A 17,474-nucleotide genomic window follows, 5' to 3' on the forward strand; every position below is an offset into this window, starting at 1 on the left:
GTGATGCGACCTCATTCATTTTATTTTTCTAAAGAAATGATGTTCTCTTCTCCTGCTTTCACACTGCCGGATGATTTAATTACGACTGATTCGCCTTCATTTAAATTTGTGAAAACAATCGGCGTCATAATAGAAGGAGCATTTTGCTTAACGAATTCCAAGTCTACTTGGAGCAGTTTTTGTCCTTTAGTGACAATGTCACCTTCTTTAACAAATGCTTCGAAGCCTTCCCCTTTAAGGTTCACAGTATCAATTCCGACATGAATTAAAATCTCGTTGCCGCTTTCTGATTCAAGGCCAATTGCGTGCTTAGTAGGGAATACATTTAATATTTTGCCGTCAACCGGTGAAACGATCGTGCCGTCAGCAGGAGTAATCGCAAAACCATCACCCATCATTTTTCCTGAGAACACTTGATCAGGCACTTCAGTGATTGGATGAATGTCACCTGTTAAAGGAGAAACAAATGAAAATTCGCTTACCTCGTTTTTAAGAGGTCCTGCAACAACGTCCTCAACTTGCTCCTGCACTTCTTTTTCAGCTGAAACAGGTTTTGCCGGGCGAGGCGTTTTGCCTGACATCACGTCTTGAATTTGTGTTTTCAGGTTATCCGATTTAGGACCGTAGATTGCCTGAATGTTGTTTCCAACTTCAAGGACACCTGCTGCTCCTAAACGTTTTAAGCGGTTTTTATCGACTGCTTTCACATCATTAACCGTTACACGCAGGCGGGTGATACATGCGTCCAGGTGCTTGATATTTGAGCTTCCGCCTAAAGATTCAAGAATGTTATATGGAAGATCTCCAGCATTTTCGCCTGCTTTATCATCTTCTGTTTCTGCCTCAGCATCCTCGCGTCCAGGTGTTTTAAGGTTGAACTTGCGGATCGCAAAACGGAATCCGAAATAATAAATCAGAGAGAATACTAAACCTACCGGAATAACAAGCCACCAATCGGTTCTATTTGGAAGAATACCGAACAGGAAGTAGTCAATGACTCCGCCTGAGAATGTCATCCCGATTTTCACATCAAGCAATTGCATCGTCATGAAAGACAGACCAGCAAAGACAGCATGGATTGCAAATAGAATAGGTGCTACGAATAAGAATGAGAATTCAAGCGGCTCTGTAATCCCAGTTAAGAAAGATGTTAAAGCAGCTGAACCCATGATACCTGCAACGAATTTTTTGTTTTCAGGTCTTGCTTCATGATAGATCGCAAGAGCAGCGGCAGGAAGACCGAACATCATGAATGGGAATTTACCTGTCATAAATGTACCTGCAGTTAATTCTGCGCCGTCTTTAATTTGAGCCATGAAGATACGCTGATCTCCGCGGACGATTTCTCCTGCTTGAGTTGTATAGTTCCCAAACTCATACCAGAAAGGAGAGTAGAAAATATGATGAAGACCAAAAGGAATTAATGAACGTTCAATTAAACCGAATATGAACGCTGCTAATGTTTTATTGGATTCAAGCAGCCCTGTTGAGAAGGCGTTTAATCCATTTTGAACCGGCGGCCAGATAAATAGCATAAGTAACCCTAATGCAACTGCAGAAACAGCTGTCATGATTGGAACGAAGCGCTTTCCTGCAAAGAAACCTAAGTATTGTGGCAATTCAATTTTAAAGAATTTGTTGTACATGTATGCACCGAGAACCCCGACGATAATACCGCCAAAGACTCCGGTCTGCAAGGTTGGCATTCCGAGAACTCTTGCATATTCAGGATGAAGCTGCTGGAAGAATTGTGCAAGCTCTACAGCATCGCTTGGAATTTTCCCTGTTTGAAGCAGCACAGCACTCATTGTTGCATTCATAATTAAGTATCCGATGATCGCTGCAAGACCTGCAACCCCATCTCCATTGGCAAGGCCAATTGCTACACCGACAGCAAATAGAAGCGGCAGATTTGCAAAGACAATATCACCAGAAGATTCCATTACTTTTGCAACAAGCTGAACGATTTCATTTGTTAAGAATGGTACTTTTGAAGTGAGCTCCGGATTTTGCATCGCATTACCGAATGCAAGCAGGATACCTGCAGCAGGCAAAATCGCAACTGGAAGCATAAGAGCTTTACCAATTTTTTGGAGTACTCCAAATAAATTTTTAAACATGTGTTTGACCTCCTTGTAAAAATAGTTTGTGTAAGCAGCAAGCAAAAAAAACATGAAAGCAAATTACAAGCGTTTACATTTCAGACCTAAAAAGAACAACAAAAAAAGCATGGTGCAACAAGGACGACCGTGCACAAAGGGTATATTCCCCCTATTAGCCGGTTTCAACACGTACTTGTTCACTCATGCCTGATCGTATCAGTAACACGTAAGGTACTTTTCTCATTAAGTTTTATTTGTTAAACGGTATAAATGCAATGTGAGATATACAGCCTCAGCTTCATAGACTGGTTTTTTCAGAAATTGCTGCATCACTTTTATCATTTTCCAAGATGTATTGTAGCATAGCGGATATTCTTTTTTCAACAATAAAGTAAACTTTTCTGGTTCTTCAACCGTTTCACCTGAGAGAACCCTTTCAATCGTGTATCTTAAGTGGCGGACAAGCCGCAGATAATTGACGCTTTCATGATTCACTTTTATTTTCATAGAGTCTTCAATCACTCCTACCAATTGATTAATCAGCTGAGAAAACTGGTTCACATCTGCAATCGGCTTATTTGTGATGGCACTATGGATATGAAGGGCAATAAAACCAATTTCCCCTTCCGGCAAGTTCACTTTGAGCCTGTCATTAATCATATGGATAACTTCTTCAGCAACTAAGAATTCATTCGGATAAAGCGTTTTTGTCTCAATCAGAAACGGATTTTTAATGTCCATCCCTTTTTGAAGCCGTTTAATCGCAAATGTAATATGATCAATCAGCGCGATATGAATATGTTCATTTAAAGGCAGCTTCACCCGCTCTGCTATAAAGTGAATGACATCGCTGACAACCTCAATCATGTCTTCATCGACAAAAGGAAGGAGCATCTTAAATTGTTCCTGCTCTTTTTGATTCGTAAGCACAAACATCTTCTCATACGAATCCTCCTGCATCATTTCTCCGCGTTTCTTGCCAAATCCTATACCCTTTCCAATCAGAACAACCTCTTCGTATGAATCATGCTCGGCAATAAGCACATTATTATTTAAAACCTTTTTTATTGTAAAGGACTCCTTCACGAAATCCTCAGCTCCTTTTATCTCTCAATGCTTCATATCGTACATAATAGCATGTGATTACGTCAACTGCGAAATGCTGATCGACTGAAAGACTTGTAGATCGGTCAGAAACATTCTTACTTAATTTAGAATTCCCCATAGAATTTTCCCGATTTGAAAATTAATTCGGGCTGTTTCAACATTGATTCGCGGGCTTTTCAAATTCATTCGGGTACTCTCCAGATTAATTGAAACGTTTTTTAATCATTCCCCGATATTGTGAACAAAGAAAATAATACCTGTGATTCACCAATTAAAGATTTCTGAAATACTATCGATCTTCAGGAACATATTCGGTCGTCTCGAACTTCTTTTTATCTCCAACAAAAAAATATGCTGCTCCATCTTTTCCTGTTTCATCCCCGCTTGATGCCCCGTGAATCATTTTTCCAGGAGAAAGTTCTTTTCTGTCCCCGTCTTTATCCAAGTAGAAATAGTTTGTCGCAGCCCAGCCATCATGGATATTTTTTTCATTCACGGATGCATGACCTTCTTTGTTCACATTGTACTCTTTTACATTTTCTTCTGCAGAAGGATCGTTATGAACCGTTACCCAACCGGTATAGCCTTCAGGAATTAAAAATGTACGCTGAGACTGATCCTGCTGCTTGCACCCGGAAAGGAACAAAACAGCAGTTAGTAATAATATGAATGTCCTCATCAAAATGCCTCCTATCCACAATTGTTATTCGTTAGCATCAACCATTGTTCTGAATCTATCCGTTTCACATTCAGCCTTGTAATTTATACCAGATGATGACTTCATATAATTGGGGAAAGTAAGCATGAGGTGTTTATATGAAGATAATAAAAATAAGTATCTGTCTCCTGATCCTTTTTCTCAATTTGCCCATTAATGAAGGAAGTGCAGAAATAAAGTCCGTCAAAGTGATTGATGTTGAAACGGGCGACGTCGTTAAAGATGTTCCCTCTTCAGCTTATTTTACAAATGAACTTAAAACGGCGATTGAGTCAATGAAGGGAATCACAGTAAAAGTGAATCCACTGCCCAAGAAGGGGTATTTGATATTAATACAGCCTACAGCGTCTCTTAAAGTGAAAAACAAATGGTATGACGGCATCGTTTCAGAAGGAATGATTGTCTACAGCAAGAAGGATTCTCCTAGACTCATTTTGTTTACAGACGAAAACAAACCATTATTTTTTGAAATGTCATACGATCCTAAGAATCTGATTCAGACTCTTAGGATTCAGTAGCAAATGTTTTGCCGTTCATCGGGCTTCGCCACTCACCGGCGAAGCCCGATTAGGTTTCTCTAATCCCGAACTGACCCGGTCGAAACAATTGCACCTGCGGGTATCTAACCCTATAATGAGACAGGTCAGGGAAAACCCCGCCCGCAGAGAGATTCATCAAGGAGGAGATCAGAAATGATAAAACTATTTGTAAGTGATCTTGATGGAACATTATTAAGTTTTGAAAAAAAGGTGACGGAGCAGGATATTGCCGCTCTTAAAGAATTAAAGGAAAATGGTGTGGATGTATGTTTAGCATCAGGCAGAATGGATGTGGAGATTGGCGAAATTTTGACGATGATTGGTGAAAAGTACCACCGCATCAGTCAAAATGGAGCTTTTATCAATACAGATAATGATGAATCTCTGCATGCACTGACCTTTGATAATGTGATTGCTAAAGAAGTGTTTGAACAAGTTCGTTCTACAGACTTTATCACAATCATTGCAGACTACAGCAAAAATTATACAGAACGCCGAGATGAAGTCATTACAGGTATTGAATCGAGAATGTTCTCTCCAATAGAAGAGAACGTCAATCTCCTTAATGCCTTGGGAGAAGATGTCAAGGCTTCTAAAATTTCTATTTTGGGTGAATATGAAGCAATTTCCGATCTGCAGAAAACGCTGCAGGAAAGACATCCTGATACAATCGAGACATACATATCTGACAAGCAGTGTCTTGATGTCATGCCTAAAAACATAAGCAAGGGCAACGCACTAAAGATGCTTATTGAACACCTTGGAATTAAGCCTGAAGAGGTTGCCTGCATCGGTGATTCATTCAATGATATTCCCATGTTTAAAATGACCCCGAACAGCTTTGCAATGGAAGATGCCCTTCCTGAAGTGAAAGCGCAAGCTGCCTACACAGCAGCAACTGTTCGTGAAGCCATTAAAAAAGTAGCAGAAATGAATAAAATGCAGCTGCATTCAAAGGTTTAAATTAAGCATGACAAAAAATGGCGATCTATTCGCCCTTTCAGAGTGTAGACAAACCCCTTTTCTAGAGAAATTATTGAAGAAAAAGGGGTTTTTGTTTCTTGAATTTTGCATATATTGATATCTATTCAAAAAAATCATACTATATCTTGAACCTCATCTAGATAAAGAAAATAGCTGCCGACTTTGTCTACAGCCTGAAAGGGCGATCTATTCGCCCTTTTTCTGCTTTATGCCTATACGGCTTTACTGCCTGATAAATACATATCAGAAAATTCTTCTGCGGGAATCGGCTTTCCGCCCAGGTATCCCTGAAATTCAAGGCATCCTAATTTAGCAAGAAGATCCTTTTGAGTTTTTGTTTCAACCCCTTCAGCAATCACTTTCAGCTCAAGATGATTGGCCATTGAGATAATCATTGAGACAATCGCCTCGTTACCGTTATGCTGTTCCATTTCTCTTATAAAGGATTGATCAATTTTCAGCCGGTCTATGCTGAGTTTCTGCAAATAACTTAAAGAGCTGTAGCCGGTTCCAAAGTCATCCATGCTGATTTCAATTCCCCTGCTCCTGAGCATAGATAATTTCATATTCGCCTCCAGCTCATTATCCATCATAGCGGTTTCTGTTATTTCAAGCTCAAGACTCGATGCATGAATTTGATAAGAAGACAGGATTTCATCAATCGTTTGAATCAAATCATCCTGATATAAATGCAGATGTGAGATATTAATAGAAATTCTGCCGAAATTTAAGTTTTGCCGTTCCCATGCCTGTACATGGCCTGCAACTTCTCCAAGGACAAACCGTTCAAGCTCGAATATTAAACCGGTTTCTTCTGCAATCGGAATAAAAGTTGCAGGTGAAATAAAACCAAGTTCAGCATGCTTCCATCTGACCAAGGCTTCTGCACCTATGACAGTAGCCAGATTTTCCTTGAACTTTGGCTGAAAATAAACGCTGAGTTCCTTATATTGAAGAGCTTTACGCAATTCATTTTCGATCCTGATTTTTTCAATCAGTTTATCATTCATTTCAGGCTTGTAGATACCGTAACTGTTTGAGCCGTTCATTTTCACATCATACATCGCAATATCTGCATATTTCATCAGCATTTCAGAGTCCCGGCTGTGTGCAGGAAAATGGGCAATTCAAATGCTTGTTGTAACTAGGCAGTCATTTTCCCTGATTTTCATCGGAAAACGGAAATGGTGCACAATATCATTTGCTGTTTCATTTGCTTTCTCCATCTCATTCAAAAGCAATATGATGCTAAACTCATCTCCGCCAAGTCTGGACAGAATTGAACTTTCTGGGAGAACGGATGTAAGTCTTTCTGCTATCTTCACCAGCACCAAGTCCCCAAATGCATGTCCGAATAAATCATTCAAACGTTTGAAGCGGTCAAAATCAAGATTTAATATCGCAAACGGCTGGGTTCCTGATTTTAATTCTAAAAGCTTCTGAATGAAGTATCTGCGATTTGGAAGTCCTGTCAGTTCATCATGAAAGGCTAAATAATTGATGCGGTTCTGAGCTTTTTTACTTTCGGTGATGTCTTTCACGACGCAATAGACACCAATAACCTTATGATTGACTACTTGTCTCACCGCCGTAATTAAAACATCTAGAGAATCTCCATTCTTCCCCTGCAGCGATACAGAGAGCTCATTTTCGCTGAAGGACCCTTTTACAATTTCAGAAAAGTAAAATAAAGCTTTTTGATGGCCCTCTTCTTTAATTAGGGTTAAAAAACTTAGCCCGATCAAATCCTTTTCCGTCAGCTGAGTCATCGTTGCTGCTACCTTGTTAACGGAAGTGATGACTCCCTGCAGATCAGTTGATATCACTCCATCCGGGCTATGATGAAACAAAGAGCGGAAACGCTCTTCTTTTTCATTAATCCGCTCCGATTGTTCATTCATCATCGTATGACTGTAAAGATCAGGGATAAATGTGAGAATGAGATTTAATAAAAAGACAAATAGAAACGGAATTAAATAGTGATAGTGTCCGCCGTCTGCAAATTGATAGTCAAGGACGGAGGTCATAGCAACATACGGAATGCCGGCAAGCGATATTCCGCCAATTATACTTCCCGCTGTGCGGTAGTATTTCGCGCGGCGCTGGTTTAATAAGCCGTCCTCTAAAGCGATCAATAAAAGTCTTAGCGCGGAAAAGCTGAAAGCCGCAGAAAGCAGCAATGCAAAAAGGATCAAAAGCGGCTTCACTTCAATTTTATCCTGAAATAAAATTGCATACCCAATAAAATCAACGAAAACTATACCAAGTGACATGCCGCATCCCTTAACAAAATAACTTTTTGAGCTCATAGGCGGGATTCCGCCAGTTCTAATAGAGAAAAAGCGACAAAACTGCAAATTGCATAGCTAATCAGAAAGTAAAGGAACGGCTGCTCTACTGTATACTTTAAATGAACAGAAAAAATGGCTAGCAGGTGAGTCAGCCAGAACAAGAATCCAAGGGTTAAACTAAGCATTATCATGATTGTGGGCTGTTTATCTTGAGTTTTACGACTGTATATATTTGTGAACACCGGCGTCAGATGATAACTGATAACCGATTGAATAAGTACAAGGAACATCAAAAACAAATCTGCATTCAAGTTAAACAATCAAAATTCCCCCTTATCTCTTATATCGAACAAATCTTAAGATGTTCAAGGGCGATTTCAATTTTTTTCTAAAAAACTATCTTCTGTGTGCAATGACAAAAAATAGCAAAATATATGTTTAAAAATTCTCTGTTTGATGCAGACTATCGAACGAAAGGAAATTTCCATGAAGGGAGGAATGAGCGATGAACAAGAACAACCAAAACAACAAGCAGCAAAACATGCAACAGCAGCAGCAAAATCAACAACAGCAAAACCAGCAAGCTGATACTGAGTTTTCTCAAGAAATGAATCAGCAAAAAGCGAACAAACAAAAATAAGGTTTACATACTTGTAAGCTAGTAAAAGACGGTTCTTTTGACCGTCTTTTTTCTTTTAGCTTGGGCTTCATTTCAAGACGTTTTTTATAAAATCGATTTTATGACAAGTATTTCCCTGCCTTTTTATGATATACTAATTCCGTAAAGCTGCAGATGATGCCACATCTACAGCCAAAGCAGTCAAGCAGCACTAGAACGGATCAGCTTAATACGCAAACGGTTTACTGTGACCTCTCTGTTATGCCGAGGTCTATTTTTTTTGCCCAAAGCCGAGCACTGCCACAATTAACGTAGCAAAAGAAACCATTACAACTAAACTTTCAAAGATTGTCAACATGCCATCCCCCCTTTCCTAGGGGTTCACACTGATCCATTAAAGATTGACCTGCCCGTCCATTATATCACTAAACGAACAAAACAGGAACATACGTTTGTATTTTGAGCCATTTCTCCTACAATTATTGTCTTTGACCGCCAAAGCTCTAAATATAAAAAAAGAACACTCAAGGTGTCCTTTGTTAAGTCGTTTTAACTCGGTTTTGTTCGACAGTATTACATGCAATTTTCATTTTTGCCAATGTGCCTTTGAGGGTTTCTTCATGATTGCATTGATCATTTAGATACATTTCAGATAAATCATAGACAGATCGCGAAAGCAGCTCCACCACATTTTTTAACGAATCACCGTCTGGGGCGTATTCATCATGCAGCACCTTCCGGAGAATATCATCACTGTACTTTTTGATTTTCATGACCTTTTCCTTCTCAGGCATTTTCATACCCTCCTTTTTTTTCTCATATATATTACTTCGCCAATTGAATCAGATCCCCTTTGTATGATTATGTCGAGTTATTGGAACTTTTTAAAAGAAAAAATGGCTTCCGGTTTAGGAAGCCATTTAGCTTGATCTGTTACATCAGGATGGTTCGATATGGACATGTACATGCGAGATACGATGTTCTATTTCCATTCTTTTTTCCACTTCATCTGTAATTTCGTGGCTCTCGCTTACATTCAGTCCTGCGTGAACCTCGATAACTACGTCTACAAGGACACTACTTCCAAGGTATCGTGCTTTTATATCCTTGATCCTGTCGACTCCTGGCGTTGACTCAACAGTTGCTTTAAAGTTCCTCAGCATCTGATCATCAAAACCGTCTGTTAAGGAATGAGCTGTTTCTTTGAAAATATCCCATGCCGTTTTGCAAATAATGAATCCGATTGTAATCGCCGTAACGGTGTCAAACCAGGCTATGCCGAATTGAGACGCGACAATTCCTGCAAAAGCGCCTACGCTTACGAGGGCATCGGAGCGGTTATCATGGGCTGCTGCAATCAGTGCTTTGGAATTGATCTTTTTTGCCAATGATTTGTTGTATCGGTAAACCCCATACATAATAATCGCACTGATGATGGCTGCCCATGCAGTGATCAAATTGGGTGATTCTGTCTTTGGCTCTATGATGGATTTAAACCCTTCGAACAAAACCTGAATACCGACAGACATGATTATAAATGAAGCAACCAAGGCAGCAATGGCCTCTGCTTTAAAATGCCCGTAGGGATGATCAAGGTCAGGCGGCTTTTGAGAAATTTTCAGCCCGATTAAAACGGCAGCTGATGCAATGACATCTGATCCGTTATTCAGACCATCTGCAAGGAGGGCCTGTGAAGAATACACATAGCCAATGCCAAGCTTGGCTGCTGCAAGAAGGATGTAAGCACCGATGCTCAGCCAGGCACCGCGTTCTCCTTTTTTTAAATCTTGATAAACGTCCAATAATTTCACTTCCCCATTTTATAGATCCATTACATAAGCAGAGAAGTTTAGTTTGACTGATTACTTTTCCACTGCTTCGGGAGCATTTGAATAGACGCATTCAGAGTGTCCAGTTTGCTTTCAATCCTGTGCAGCAGGAAGAGAGTAACCATGATCGGAAATCCGACTTCACTTACTAATTGAATCCACTGTTCCATTATAGGTTTCCTCCTTTTCCAGTTTTTATGTTCATTTTCCTTCTTCATTCAGAGATGAAAGGCCAGATCCCCCAATTGGAGATCTGACCTTCATTTGCTTTATCCGATTGTAAGATCTGTTAAATTTCTTTCAACGATACGTGCTCCTTTTTTGCTGATAAAGTCTCCGCCCGGAGATGTAAAAGCATTTGAAGCTAAGATAAGGTCCATTGCATTTGACACATCACTCTCAACAATCGGTTCTTTTGGAGAATCGATGTTGATTTTCACCTGCTTGCCCTCTTCATTTAAAAATTGAAGCTCCAGCGTTTTCGCCATTTATATTCCCTCCTTTCCTGCATGTTTTAGTGATTAAGCTGTTACCTGATGAGAATCGTTTCGTTCTACATGAGATAAGGTTTGTGTTTGCAGACCTGTAATTGCGGATGCTGCCTGCAGCAGCTGTTCAGCGGTTGCTGATGTTTTCACATTGTTGTAATTCTTGTATTTATATACCTGTTCTCCTTTTTCATCCATGCCCATATCGAATACAAGGCGAAGCTGTGAATCAAGAATGATTGTTTCTGCCAAGCTGATCACCTCCTTTCGTATACGTTATACAAGGAAGCGATCATTAAAGTAGCAGAAATTCAGAACTTTTTTCTGTATGTTTGGCATGCCTTAAATTTATAGTATGTTCTTCGGGATTTTTACAAAAAATAACATAAGATTGATTCGTTCATATGGAAATCACACAAATCCTGATAGGTAGGTATGAATGTGAAAACAAGTAAACTAGAAGTCCTGTTGTGGAGCATAGCATTCCCTGGGTTTGGACAGCTTCTGAACCGTCAGCTGATTAAAGGAATCCTGTTTATATTACTGGAACTGCTGATTAATACGTATAGTCATTTCAATCAGGTCATCATGCTTAGTTTCTTAGGTAAAATTGATGCGGCCATTCAAACGGTCGAATTTGGATGGCTTATGTTTTATCCTTGCATATACATGTTTGCGATGTATGATGCATACAAAAATGCAGATGGTCCCGCTCCTCCCCTGTCCTTTTTGCCTTTTGTATTCGGGGCTTATTTTGTCACGGTCGGGTTAATGTACTCTCCAAAACTCAAGCTGTTCGGAGTACTCTTTGGACCGATCTGGCTGCCGATGCTTTCCCTTATTCCAGGATTGCTGACCGGATTTCTCATCCGATATATTATTTTGAGAGTTCGCACCATTCAAAAAAGATAAACTCTTTACCAGACGTTTTAACACCTGAAAATCGGGTAAATAAAGTTTAGAGGCAATGATTCGGGCACATCTGAGATTTACACTTACTCTAGCTGGCGCGGGCTTGGAACCGCAAGGACGTATGAGAGGCAGGGCCTACGTTGTTTAAGTGTCCCAAGACGGGCGGAATCAAAATAACCTGCACTAATTTACATACAACGACTAATTATATAGAATAAACCATGCACATGTGTTCTGTTCAGGCTTCATTAACAGAACAAGCATGTGCTTTTCTCGTTTTGGTTATTGGCCCATCACACAAAAAAACGCTCTATTTTTCAGCGTTTTTCTCATAAAGAATGCTGCTGTTCTTTTTTCTTTTGTTTAAAATCCATTTTACTCCTATTAATAAAATAATGAATCCACCAGCAGCAAGTGACACAGCCAGGATTAATTCCTGTCCGGTCAGGGAGAGGTGTTTGGCCAATTCGACTGAATAGGATAGAGATGAGGCTGTCATTAGTTTTGATAGCGAAGCAATCAGGATAAATCTGCTGAAAGAAACTCCGCCTATCCCCGCTCCAAGGCAAATGATTTCATCTGGAAGAATCGGGATAATGAACAGGAGGAAAAGAATGGCCGTTTCATTTTTTCCCGCATACTCCTGGTAGCTGCGCAAGTGCTTTTCTTTTACTAATTTTAAAACAAGTTTTTGTCCGCCGATCCTAGCTATGAGGAACATGACAGCTATTCCGGAAATCATTCCGAAAAAACTCAGATAAGCTGCGGTAAATGAGCCAAAAACTGCACTGCCTGCAGGAACCGTTACAGCTTCAGGCAAGGGCAGGACGATTGGCTGGAGGAAACAAATAAGGAGAAAAAGGAGTTTGCCTAAGAGGGTGTTTCCGCCTAAAACGCTCTCCATGCCGTTTGCATCAGTCAGAACCAAAAACTTTGTTGTATAAAAAATCAGACAGACTATAATCAGAAAAATGCTCAAGTACACTAAGGCGAGCCTCGTAAGTTTTAAATAGTCGGCTTTCTTCATGATAATCAAGACAAGATTAATAGACAGAATGACTATTAAAATGGCTGTAAATATGCCTTTATAAATTGTCAGCAGCGATGGCAAAAACACAAACACGCACACGGCTGCAAACGCGCCCATCAATAAATGCGTCCACAATTCAGACAGTTTCATTCCAAAAATCACGGCATTCTATCTCCTTTTAAGTAAATTTCAGTTGTATGATTAAGTTTAATGGCAAAGGATTCATTAGAAAACACACCTGGGGTTTAACTGAAAGTAAGACTTCAGGCTTAGATTTCTCCTGAAACAGTATAAAAAAACCAAATCAGCAAGTGATTTGGTTTCTAGTCTTCTTGCTTCGCAAGATCATTGATAAATCATTTACCTTTATTGAGGAAGAAAAAAAATGAAACCCGCAGGCTTTGCCACACTTGAAATTCTGCGTGAATTTTATCCTGATTATGTAAAAACCGATCGGAATGATATTTCGGATTGCGATGAAAACCGTGAGAAACTTGCGTGTTTCACGGGTACCATACGCACTCTTTGAGTACCCAAAACACAGATTTTTCATGTTTCAGGGTATCATACGCACTCTATTAGGGACTTCCTTTTAAACGTCATTAACTTAGGGTGCAAATTGAATATTCAAGTTCTCGGCGAGAGTGTGAATAAAGAAGAATAAATGAGTTATTAATGGATATCGGCATTGATTTTGTTCAGGGCTACTTATTCGGCAGACATGAACCAAAGCCGTTTAAACACCAATCAGCATAATATAAAAAAAGCGGGATCATCTCCCGCTTTATCTTTTAGAGGCTCTGTATCCCGCATTGGCCGCTTCATCCTCGGAACAGAACATTTCTTCTTCCTTTGTTGCATCATAATATTGTCCTTCAGGCAGATGATAAATCTTGTCTCCTGATGAAGAAATATTCCCTTTGATTGTGCAAGCTTCAGTTTGTTCTGATTTTTTTTCCGCATCCTTAAAGCCTTCGTCCTCTGCGGCATAATTTTCTATGCTCCAGATGCCAATCTCCTTTTTCTGAGCAGCTTTTTGAAGCTCATAAAACTCATCTACATGCTTCGTATTCGGGGCATAAACATACCCCACACGCGCAAGTCCTTTTTCGATAAGAAGTTTATTGAACATCTTCCCGTCAGCGTGAAGATAGACTAGGAGCCTTCCATATTTATCACGTTCTCCAACATCAAGCTCAAGCTCCACCTCTTTGCCAGAAAGTGTGCTTTTTGCAAAGCTGCTTGCTTCAGGTCCATACGGCTGTACAGGTTTGTTTGGATGAACGGTTTCCGGTGTGTCAACGAGCAGCAGGCGCAGCGTCTCTTCTTTCCCATTTACAAGGACCTTGACTGTGTCTCCGTCGATGACCCTGACTACCTTGGCAGGAATGAAATTCTCATTCTTAGAATCTGCTTCTATTTCGGATTCAGCCGGAACTGCTTCCTCAGATGGACTCACATCTTTTGAGGATATATTCTTCTTTTCAGTTTCAGCAGCAGGTGTCTCATCATTCGCTGTTTCTGAACATCCCGCTAACATAAAGGCTGCTAAAATCAGCAGGAACCATTTTTTCATTTTCTTTTTCCCCTTTTATTCATCAAAAAATCAAACCGCACGATAGCTCGAATGTGCGGTCTGATTCAATGCTGCTCTATTTATTTTTCTCACTATTTGATGATCTGAAGCTCTTTCGGGAACTTTGTCAGTGTTTCATGCCCAATATTTGTAATATACACGTCATCTTCAATGCGGACGCCGCCGATTTCAGGGATGTAAATGCCTGGTTCAATTGTATAAACCATGCCTTCTTGAAGCATGTCATTATTCGTATGGCTCATCGACGGGAATTCGTGCACGCTAATGCCAAGGCCATGTCCCAATCGATGCGGGAAGAAATCGCCGTAGCCTGCATGAGAGATGACATCCCGTGCGATTTGATCCAATTCTCCGATTTTAGTGCCTGGTTTACTTGCATCCAGCGCTTTTAATTGAGCTTTTAGCACTGTATCATAGATTTCTTTTTGCTTATCATTGATCGATTGATACGCAAACGTACGCGTAATATCAGAGCAGTAGCCATCAAGCACGACGCCAAGATCAAATAAAACGAAGTCCCCTGATTTTAATGCAGTCAAGCCAGGATTGCCATGGGGCTGTCCTGATTTTTCTCCGAACAGAACCATTGTAGAAAAGGACATTTCACGAATACCTTTTCGTTTTAGTTCATATTCAATTTTTGCAAGGACGTCCATTTCGCTGATGCCTGATTGCAGAGCATGAACGCCTACCTCAACGCCAAAATCTGCAAGCTCTGCTGCCTGCTTTAAAATCTCAAGCTCTTTGTCGTCTTTGATCAGACGCAATTGATTCATGATTTCCTCCGCTGAAACAAGTTCTGCCCCAGTCAGAATGTTTTGAAGCTCTAGAGCGCGGGCAAAAGAAAGAAGGTCTTTTTCAACAGCTGCTTTTTTAACGTCCTGCTGCCCTCTTTTTACGATGGCTGCATTTACTTTGTCCCATGGATTTTCATGATCGGCATATCCGATAATTTCTCCGTCAAAACCTGCAGCTTTCGCCTGTGAAACTTCCATTCCAGGGCAAATAAAAAACGGCTCTTTTTCTTTAAAAATAAATAAACCCATTAATCTCTCATGGGGATTTGTGTGAAAGTTTGTTAAGTAGAAAATGTTTTCAGTTGATGAAATAAACGCAGCATCTGTATCCTGCTGCTTCAGCCAGTCAGTAAGCTTCGTTAATCTTTCTTTTTGCATGCACTCTCTCTCCTTCATCTGCATAAGTCCTCTCTATCATACGCCAAATTTATCAGAACTTAAAGAATGCTGATGGACTTCTTCGGAAAAATCCGTCTTTTTTTGCAGATTGCTTTTGCCTGACGCGGTTATAGCGCTGAATCATTATAAACGGAATTTTAAACGCAAAAGCGTACAGGACATTAATCATGTCTGCCGCAGGCGTGTTCTAAATAAAGAAGAATAAACAAGGCACCAGCTGCAGCCAGTGAGATGTTCCACACTTTTCGTCTCAAGGAGAAATCTCTCCATCTGGTTTACGCGTTTCCAATCAATGATTTCCGTTTTAGTTGATAAAATCACGGTTCCGCTTTTCTGATTATAGAAAAAATCCAAAAGGGCAGAATGGATTGCTGAGTACACCTATTTAGCAGTTTAGACATGAATGGAAAATCTCATAAGGAGGCATTCTTTTGAAAAAAAAAGTGATTATCATTGGAGGCGGATTGGGTGGCCTCTCTGCAGCTATCAGACTTTGCGCAGACGGATATGAGGTAACAGTTGTTGAAAAAGGAGAGCGCGTTGGCGGCAAATTAAACATGCGCGGAGGACTCGGCTACACGTTTGATACGGGACCTTCCATCCTAACGATGCCGTGGGTGCTTGAAAAATTGTTTAAAAGTGCTGGCCGCACCCTTGCGGATTATCTCACCATTAAAAGAGTCGAGCCCGGCTGGAGAACATTCTATGAAGACGGAACAACGATTGATTTAACAAGCGATTTGCCCGCTATGCTTGAGGAATTAAAGAAAGTTTCAGAGGAAGATGCAAACGGATTCTTTGATTACTTGCAGTCTTGCAGTAAAATGTATGAGTACAGCATGAAAAGCTTTTACAAGAAAAGCCTTTCGGGACTTAACGATCTTCGTTCCCTGCACAGTGTGAAAGAACTGCTGCAGATGGAACCATTGAAATCAATGGATGGCGTCACCAGAAAACACTTTAAAAATAAAAAAATCAGGCAGCTCTTCAACTTCCTGATTATGTATATAGGCTCTTCCCCCTATCATGCACCTGCTGTCCTGTCTCAGCTCACGCATATGCAGCTTGGACTTGGCGTTCATTATGTCGAGGGAGGCATGTATAAAATTGCTCTTGCCATGAATAAACTTCTTCACGAGCTTGGGGCAGAAATCATGCTCAATACAAAAGTGGAGCGCATTCTCACAAAAGGAAAAAAAGCTGCCGGTGTTGAGCTTCTGAATGGAAGAATTCTTGAAGCAGATCTTGTTGTATCCAATCTTGAGGCAATTCCTGCGTATCGCACTCTTTTAAAAGAAAACCCCCAATCGCACCAGAAAATAGCTGAGCTGCAAAAGTTTGAACCAACTGTATCAGGTCTTGTGTTGCTGCTCGGCGTCAACCGGACATATGATAACCTTGCGCATCACAACTTCTTTTTCTCAGAAAGTCCTGAGAAGGAGTTTCAGCAGATTTTTGGTGAAGGCAAGCTTGCTGATGATCCGACTGTGTATGTCGGCATCTCATCAAAATCAGACTCAGTACAGGCTCCTGAAGGAAAAGAAAATCTGTTTGTGCTGACTCATGTTCCACCTCTAAAAGAGGGAGAAAACTGGGAATTCAGAAAGGAAACATATCGCGAGCTCATCTTATCAAAGCTTGAGCGCATGGGAATTCCTGATTTAAGAAACCATATCGAGTTCGAATACACCTTTACGCCTAATGATTTAGAGCGCCTGTACGGATCCAATGGAGGATCGATCTACGGTGTTGCCGCCGACCGCAAGAAAAATGGCGGATTCAAAATTCCGAGCAGAAGCAGCATGCTTGAAAACCTTTATTTTGTAGGAGGGTCCACCCACCCGGGCGGCGGAGTACCAATGGTTACTCTGTCTGGCCAGCTTACAGCTGATTTAATTTCTGAAAATGAGAAGGTACTGAAACACTTTAAAGAAGATAAGGAAATATCATAATGACTGCAAAAGAAGGAGTTCACCCTGCTTAATGATCCATCCTCCGTCCAAACAAAAGAAATTCAGCTGAACGAAACGACACATGATGCCCGCTTCACTAACTGTTCCGG

General features: G+C 40.5%; 21 protein-coding genes. 6 read left to right on the plus strand and 15 right to left on the minus strand.

From position 1 onward, the window contains the following. Window positions 1–20: 20 nt before the first annotated feature. From ptsG to QFZ72_RS19665, 3 genes are all read right to left on the minus strand, one after another. Window positions 21–2,120 (minus strand): glucose-specific PTS transporter subunit IIBC, encoded by a 2,100-nt coding sequence (gene ptsG / locus QFZ72_RS19655; RefSeq protein WP_307436697.1) that lies wholly within the window; start codon window positions 2,118–2,120, stop codon window positions 21–23. 225 nt (window positions 2,121–2,345) lie between these two features. After that, window positions 2,346–3,188 carry a glucose PTS transporter transcription antiterminator GlcT gene (glcT, locus tag QFZ72_RS19660; protein ID WP_307436700.1) on the minus strand — a complete coding sequence of 281 codons (843 nt, stop codon included), beginning with the start codon at window positions 3,186–3,188 and terminating at the stop codon, window positions 2,346–2,348. A 310-nt stretch (window positions 3,189–3,498) separates the two neighbouring features. Continuing rightward, window positions 3,499–3,888, minus strand: a complete 390-nt coding sequence (locus QFZ72_RS19665; RefSeq protein WP_307436701.1) for a DUF6843 domain-containing protein — start codon at window positions 3,886–3,888, stop codon at window positions 3,499–3,501. 137 nt (window positions 3,889–4,025) lie between these two features. Between QFZ72_RS19665 and QFZ72_RS19670 the strand changes: the two genes are divergently transcribed. Together QFZ72_RS19670 and QFZ72_RS19675 are read left to right on the plus strand one after the other, a co-directional pair. Beyond that, on the plus strand, window positions 4,026–4,445 hold the full coding sequence (locus QFZ72_RS19670; RefSeq protein ID WP_307436704.1) for a hypothetical protein: 420 nt from the start codon (window positions 4,026–4,028) through the stop codon (window positions 4,443–4,445). A 174-nt stretch (window positions 4,446–4,619) separates the two neighbouring features. Next, a complete protein-coding gene (locus QFZ72_RS19675; protein WP_307436706.1) occupies window positions 4,620–5,429 on the plus strand; it encodes an HAD family hydrolase in 810 nt (269 codons plus the stop codon). A 233-nt stretch (window positions 5,430–5,662) separates the two neighbouring features. On the opposite strand, the gene QFZ72_RS19680 is transcribed toward QFZ72_RS19675, so the two are convergent. From QFZ72_RS19680 to QFZ72_RS19690, 3 genes are read right to left on the minus strand one after another with little or no spacing between them, the layout of a single operon-like run. Continuing rightward, a complete protein-coding gene (locus QFZ72_RS19680) occupies window positions 5,663–6,541 on the minus strand; it encodes a putative bifunctional diguanylate cyclase/phosphodiesterase (protein WP_307436708.1) in 879 nt (292 codons plus the stop codon). Window positions 6,542–6,577: 36 nt separating this feature from the next. Beyond that, window positions 6,578–7,759: a sensor domain-containing diguanylate cyclase gene (locus QFZ72_RS19685; RefSeq protein ID WP_307436710.1), complete on the minus strand. Its 1,182-nt coding sequence runs from the start codon at window positions 7,757–7,759 to the stop codon at window positions 6,578–6,580. Continuing rightward, entirely contained in the window at window positions 7,756–8,061 is a 306-nt protein-coding gene (locus QFZ72_RS19690; RefSeq protein ID WP_307436713.1) for a hypothetical protein, read from the minus strand. Before QFZ72_RS19690 ends, QFZ72_RS19685 begins: the two co-directional genes overlap by 4 nt. Window positions 8,062–8,246: 185 nt before the next feature. Here QFZ72_RS19690 and QFZ72_RS19695 point away from each other — a divergent pair, with 185 nt between their 5' ends. Next, entirely contained in the window at window positions 8,247–8,381 is a 135-nt protein-coding gene (locus tag QFZ72_RS19695) for a hypothetical protein (RefSeq protein WP_307436716.1), read from the plus strand. A gap of 250 nt (window positions 8,382–8,631) precedes the next feature. Here QFZ72_RS19695 and QFZ72_RS29580 read toward each other — a convergent pair whose 3' ends face one another. From QFZ72_RS29580 to QFZ72_RS19720, 6 genes are all read right to left on the minus strand, one after another. Next, window positions 8,632–8,718, minus strand: a complete 87-nt coding sequence (locus QFZ72_RS29580) for a putative holin-like toxin (protein WP_373464708.1) — start codon at window positions 8,716–8,718, stop codon at window positions 8,632–8,634. Window positions 8,719–8,899: 181 nt separating this feature from the next. Next, window positions 8,900–9,154: a hypothetical protein gene (locus tag QFZ72_RS19700; protein ID WP_307436719.1), complete on the minus strand. Its 255-nt coding sequence runs from the start codon at window positions 9,152–9,154 to the stop codon at window positions 8,900–8,902. Window positions 9,155–9,298: 144 nt separating this feature from the next. Continuing rightward, window positions 9,299–10,162 carry a cation diffusion facilitator family transporter gene (locus tag QFZ72_RS19705; protein ID WP_307436721.1) on the minus strand — a complete coding sequence of 288 codons (864 nt, stop codon included), beginning with the start codon at window positions 10,160–10,162 and terminating at the stop codon, window positions 9,299–9,301. 47 nt (window positions 10,163–10,209) lie between these two features. Beyond that, entirely contained in the window at window positions 10,210–10,359 is a 150-nt protein-coding gene (locus QFZ72_RS19710) for a YvrJ family protein (protein ID WP_307436724.1), read from the minus strand. A 99-nt stretch (window positions 10,360–10,458) separates the two neighbouring features. Next, window positions 10,459–10,677 carry a DUF2922 domain-containing protein gene (locus tag QFZ72_RS19715; RefSeq protein ID WP_307436727.1) on the minus strand — a complete coding sequence of 73 codons (219 nt, stop codon included), beginning with the start codon at window positions 10,675–10,677 and terminating at the stop codon, window positions 10,459–10,461. A gap of 33 nt (window positions 10,678–10,710) precedes the next feature. Further along, a complete protein-coding gene (locus tag QFZ72_RS19720; protein WP_373464611.1) occupies window positions 10,711–10,938 on the minus strand; it encodes a DUF1659 domain-containing protein in 228 nt (75 codons plus the stop codon). A 180-nt stretch (window positions 10,939–11,118) separates the two neighbouring features. Between QFZ72_RS19720 and QFZ72_RS19725 the strand changes: the two genes are divergently transcribed. After that, the gene (locus QFZ72_RS19725) at window positions 11,119–11,589 is read left to right on the plus strand and encodes a hypothetical protein (protein WP_373464612.1); all 471 of its coding nucleotides are present in this window, start codon (window positions 11,119–11,121) and stop codon (window positions 11,587–11,589) included. Window positions 11,590–11,899: 310 nt separating this feature from the next. On the opposite strand, the gene QFZ72_RS19730 is transcribed toward QFZ72_RS19725, so the two are convergent. Next, complete coding sequence (locus QFZ72_RS19730; RefSeq protein ID WP_307436736.1) at window positions 11,900–12,781, minus strand: TVP38/TMEM64 family protein; 882 nt, start codon at window positions 12,779–12,781, stop codon at window positions 11,900–11,902. Between the two features lie 223 nt (window positions 12,782–13,004). On the opposite strand from QFZ72_RS19730, the gene QFZ72_RS19735 reads away from it, so the two are divergent. Further along, a complete protein-coding gene (locus QFZ72_RS19735) occupies window positions 13,005–13,148 on the plus strand; it encodes a hypothetical protein (RefSeq protein WP_307436739.1) in 144 nt (47 codons plus the stop codon). Window positions 13,149–13,403: 255 nt separating this feature from the next. Here the strand turns inward: QFZ72_RS19735 and QFZ72_RS19740 are convergent, their stop codons facing one another. Together QFZ72_RS19740 and QFZ72_RS19745 are read right to left on the minus strand one after the other, a co-directional pair. Then, on the minus strand, window positions 13,404–14,195 hold the full coding sequence (locus QFZ72_RS19740) for a thermonuclease family protein (protein ID WP_307436742.1): 792 nt from the start codon (window positions 14,193–14,195) through the stop codon (window positions 13,404–13,406). 92 nt (window positions 14,196–14,287) lie between these two features. Further along, window positions 14,288–15,391, minus strand: coding sequence for a M24 family metallopeptidase (locus QFZ72_RS19745; RefSeq protein ID WP_307436745.1), 1,104 nt, complete (start codon window positions 15,389–15,391; stop codon window positions 14,288–14,290). A gap of 452 nt (window positions 15,392–15,843) precedes the next feature. Here QFZ72_RS19745 and QFZ72_RS19750 point away from each other — a divergent pair, with 452 nt between their 5' ends. Next, window positions 15,844–17,364 carry a phytoene desaturase family protein gene (locus QFZ72_RS19750; protein WP_307436748.1) on the plus strand — a complete coding sequence of 507 codons (1,521 nt, stop codon included), beginning with the start codon at window positions 15,844–15,846 and terminating at the stop codon, window positions 17,362–17,364. Window positions 17,365–17,474: the final 110 nt, after the last annotated feature.

The sequence above is a fragment of the Bacillus sp. V2I10 genome, from assembly GCF_030817055.1.
GTDB lineage: Bacteria > Bacillota > Bacilli > Bacillales > Bacillaceae > Bacillus_P.

What these genes read in the sequence shown, in the direction of transcription:
- ptsG (WP_307436697.1), bottom strand. Translation starts at nt 2,120, where the DNA reads ATGTTTAAAAATTTATTTGGAGTACTCCAAAAAATTGGTAAAGCTCTT.
- QFZ72_RS19665 (WP_307436701.1), bottom strand. Translation starts at nt 3,888, where the DNA reads ATGAGGACATTCATATTATTACTAACTGCTGTTTTGTTCCTTTCCGGG.
- QFZ72_RS19670 (WP_307436704.1), top strand. Translation starts at nt 4,026, where the DNA reads ATGAAGATAATAAAAATAAGTATCTGTCTCCTGATCCTTTTTCTCAAT.
- QFZ72_RS19675 (WP_307436706.1), top strand. Translation starts at nt 4,620, where the DNA reads ATGATAAAACTATTTGTAAGTGATCTTGATGGAACATTATTAAGTTTT.
- QFZ72_RS19680 (WP_307436708.1), bottom strand. Translation starts at nt 6,541, where the DNA reads ATGCTGATGAAATATGCAGATATTGCGATGTATGATGTGAAAATGAAC.
- QFZ72_RS19685 (WP_307436710.1), bottom strand. Translation starts at nt 7,759, where the DNA reads ATGAGCTCAAAAAGTTATTTTGTTAAGGGATGCGGCATGTCACTTGGT.
- QFZ72_RS19695 (WP_307436716.1), top strand. Translation starts at nt 8,247, where the DNA reads ATGAACAAGAACAACCAAAACAACAAGCAGCAAAACATGCAACAGCAG.
- QFZ72_RS29580 (WP_373464708.1), bottom strand. Translation starts at nt 8,718, where the DNA reads ATGTTGACAATCTTTGAAAGTTTAGTTGTAATGGTTTCTTTTGCTACG.
- QFZ72_RS19700 (WP_307436719.1), bottom strand. Translation starts at nt 9,154, where the DNA reads ATGCCTGAGAAGGAAAAGGTCATGAAAATCAAAAAGTACAGTGATGAT.
- QFZ72_RS19710 (WP_307436724.1), bottom strand. Translation starts at nt 10,359, where the DNA reads ATGGAACAGTGGATTCAATTAGTAAGTGAAGTCGGATTTCCGATCATG.
- QFZ72_RS19715 (WP_307436727.1), bottom strand. Translation starts at nt 10,677, where the DNA reads ATGGCGAAAACGCTGGAGCTTCAATTTTTAAATGAAGAGGGCAAGCAG.
- QFZ72_RS19735 (WP_307436739.1), top strand. Translation starts at nt 13,005, where the DNA reads ATGAAACCCGCAGGCTTTGCCACACTTGAAATTCTGCGTGAATTTTAT.
- QFZ72_RS19740 (WP_307436742.1), bottom strand. Translation starts at nt 14,195, where the DNA reads ATGAAAAAATGGTTCCTGCTGATTTTAGCAGCCTTTATGTTAGCGGGA.
- QFZ72_RS19745 (WP_307436745.1), bottom strand. Translation starts at nt 15,391, where the DNA reads ATGCAAAAAGAAAGATTAACGAAGCTTACTGACTGGCTGAAGCAGCAG.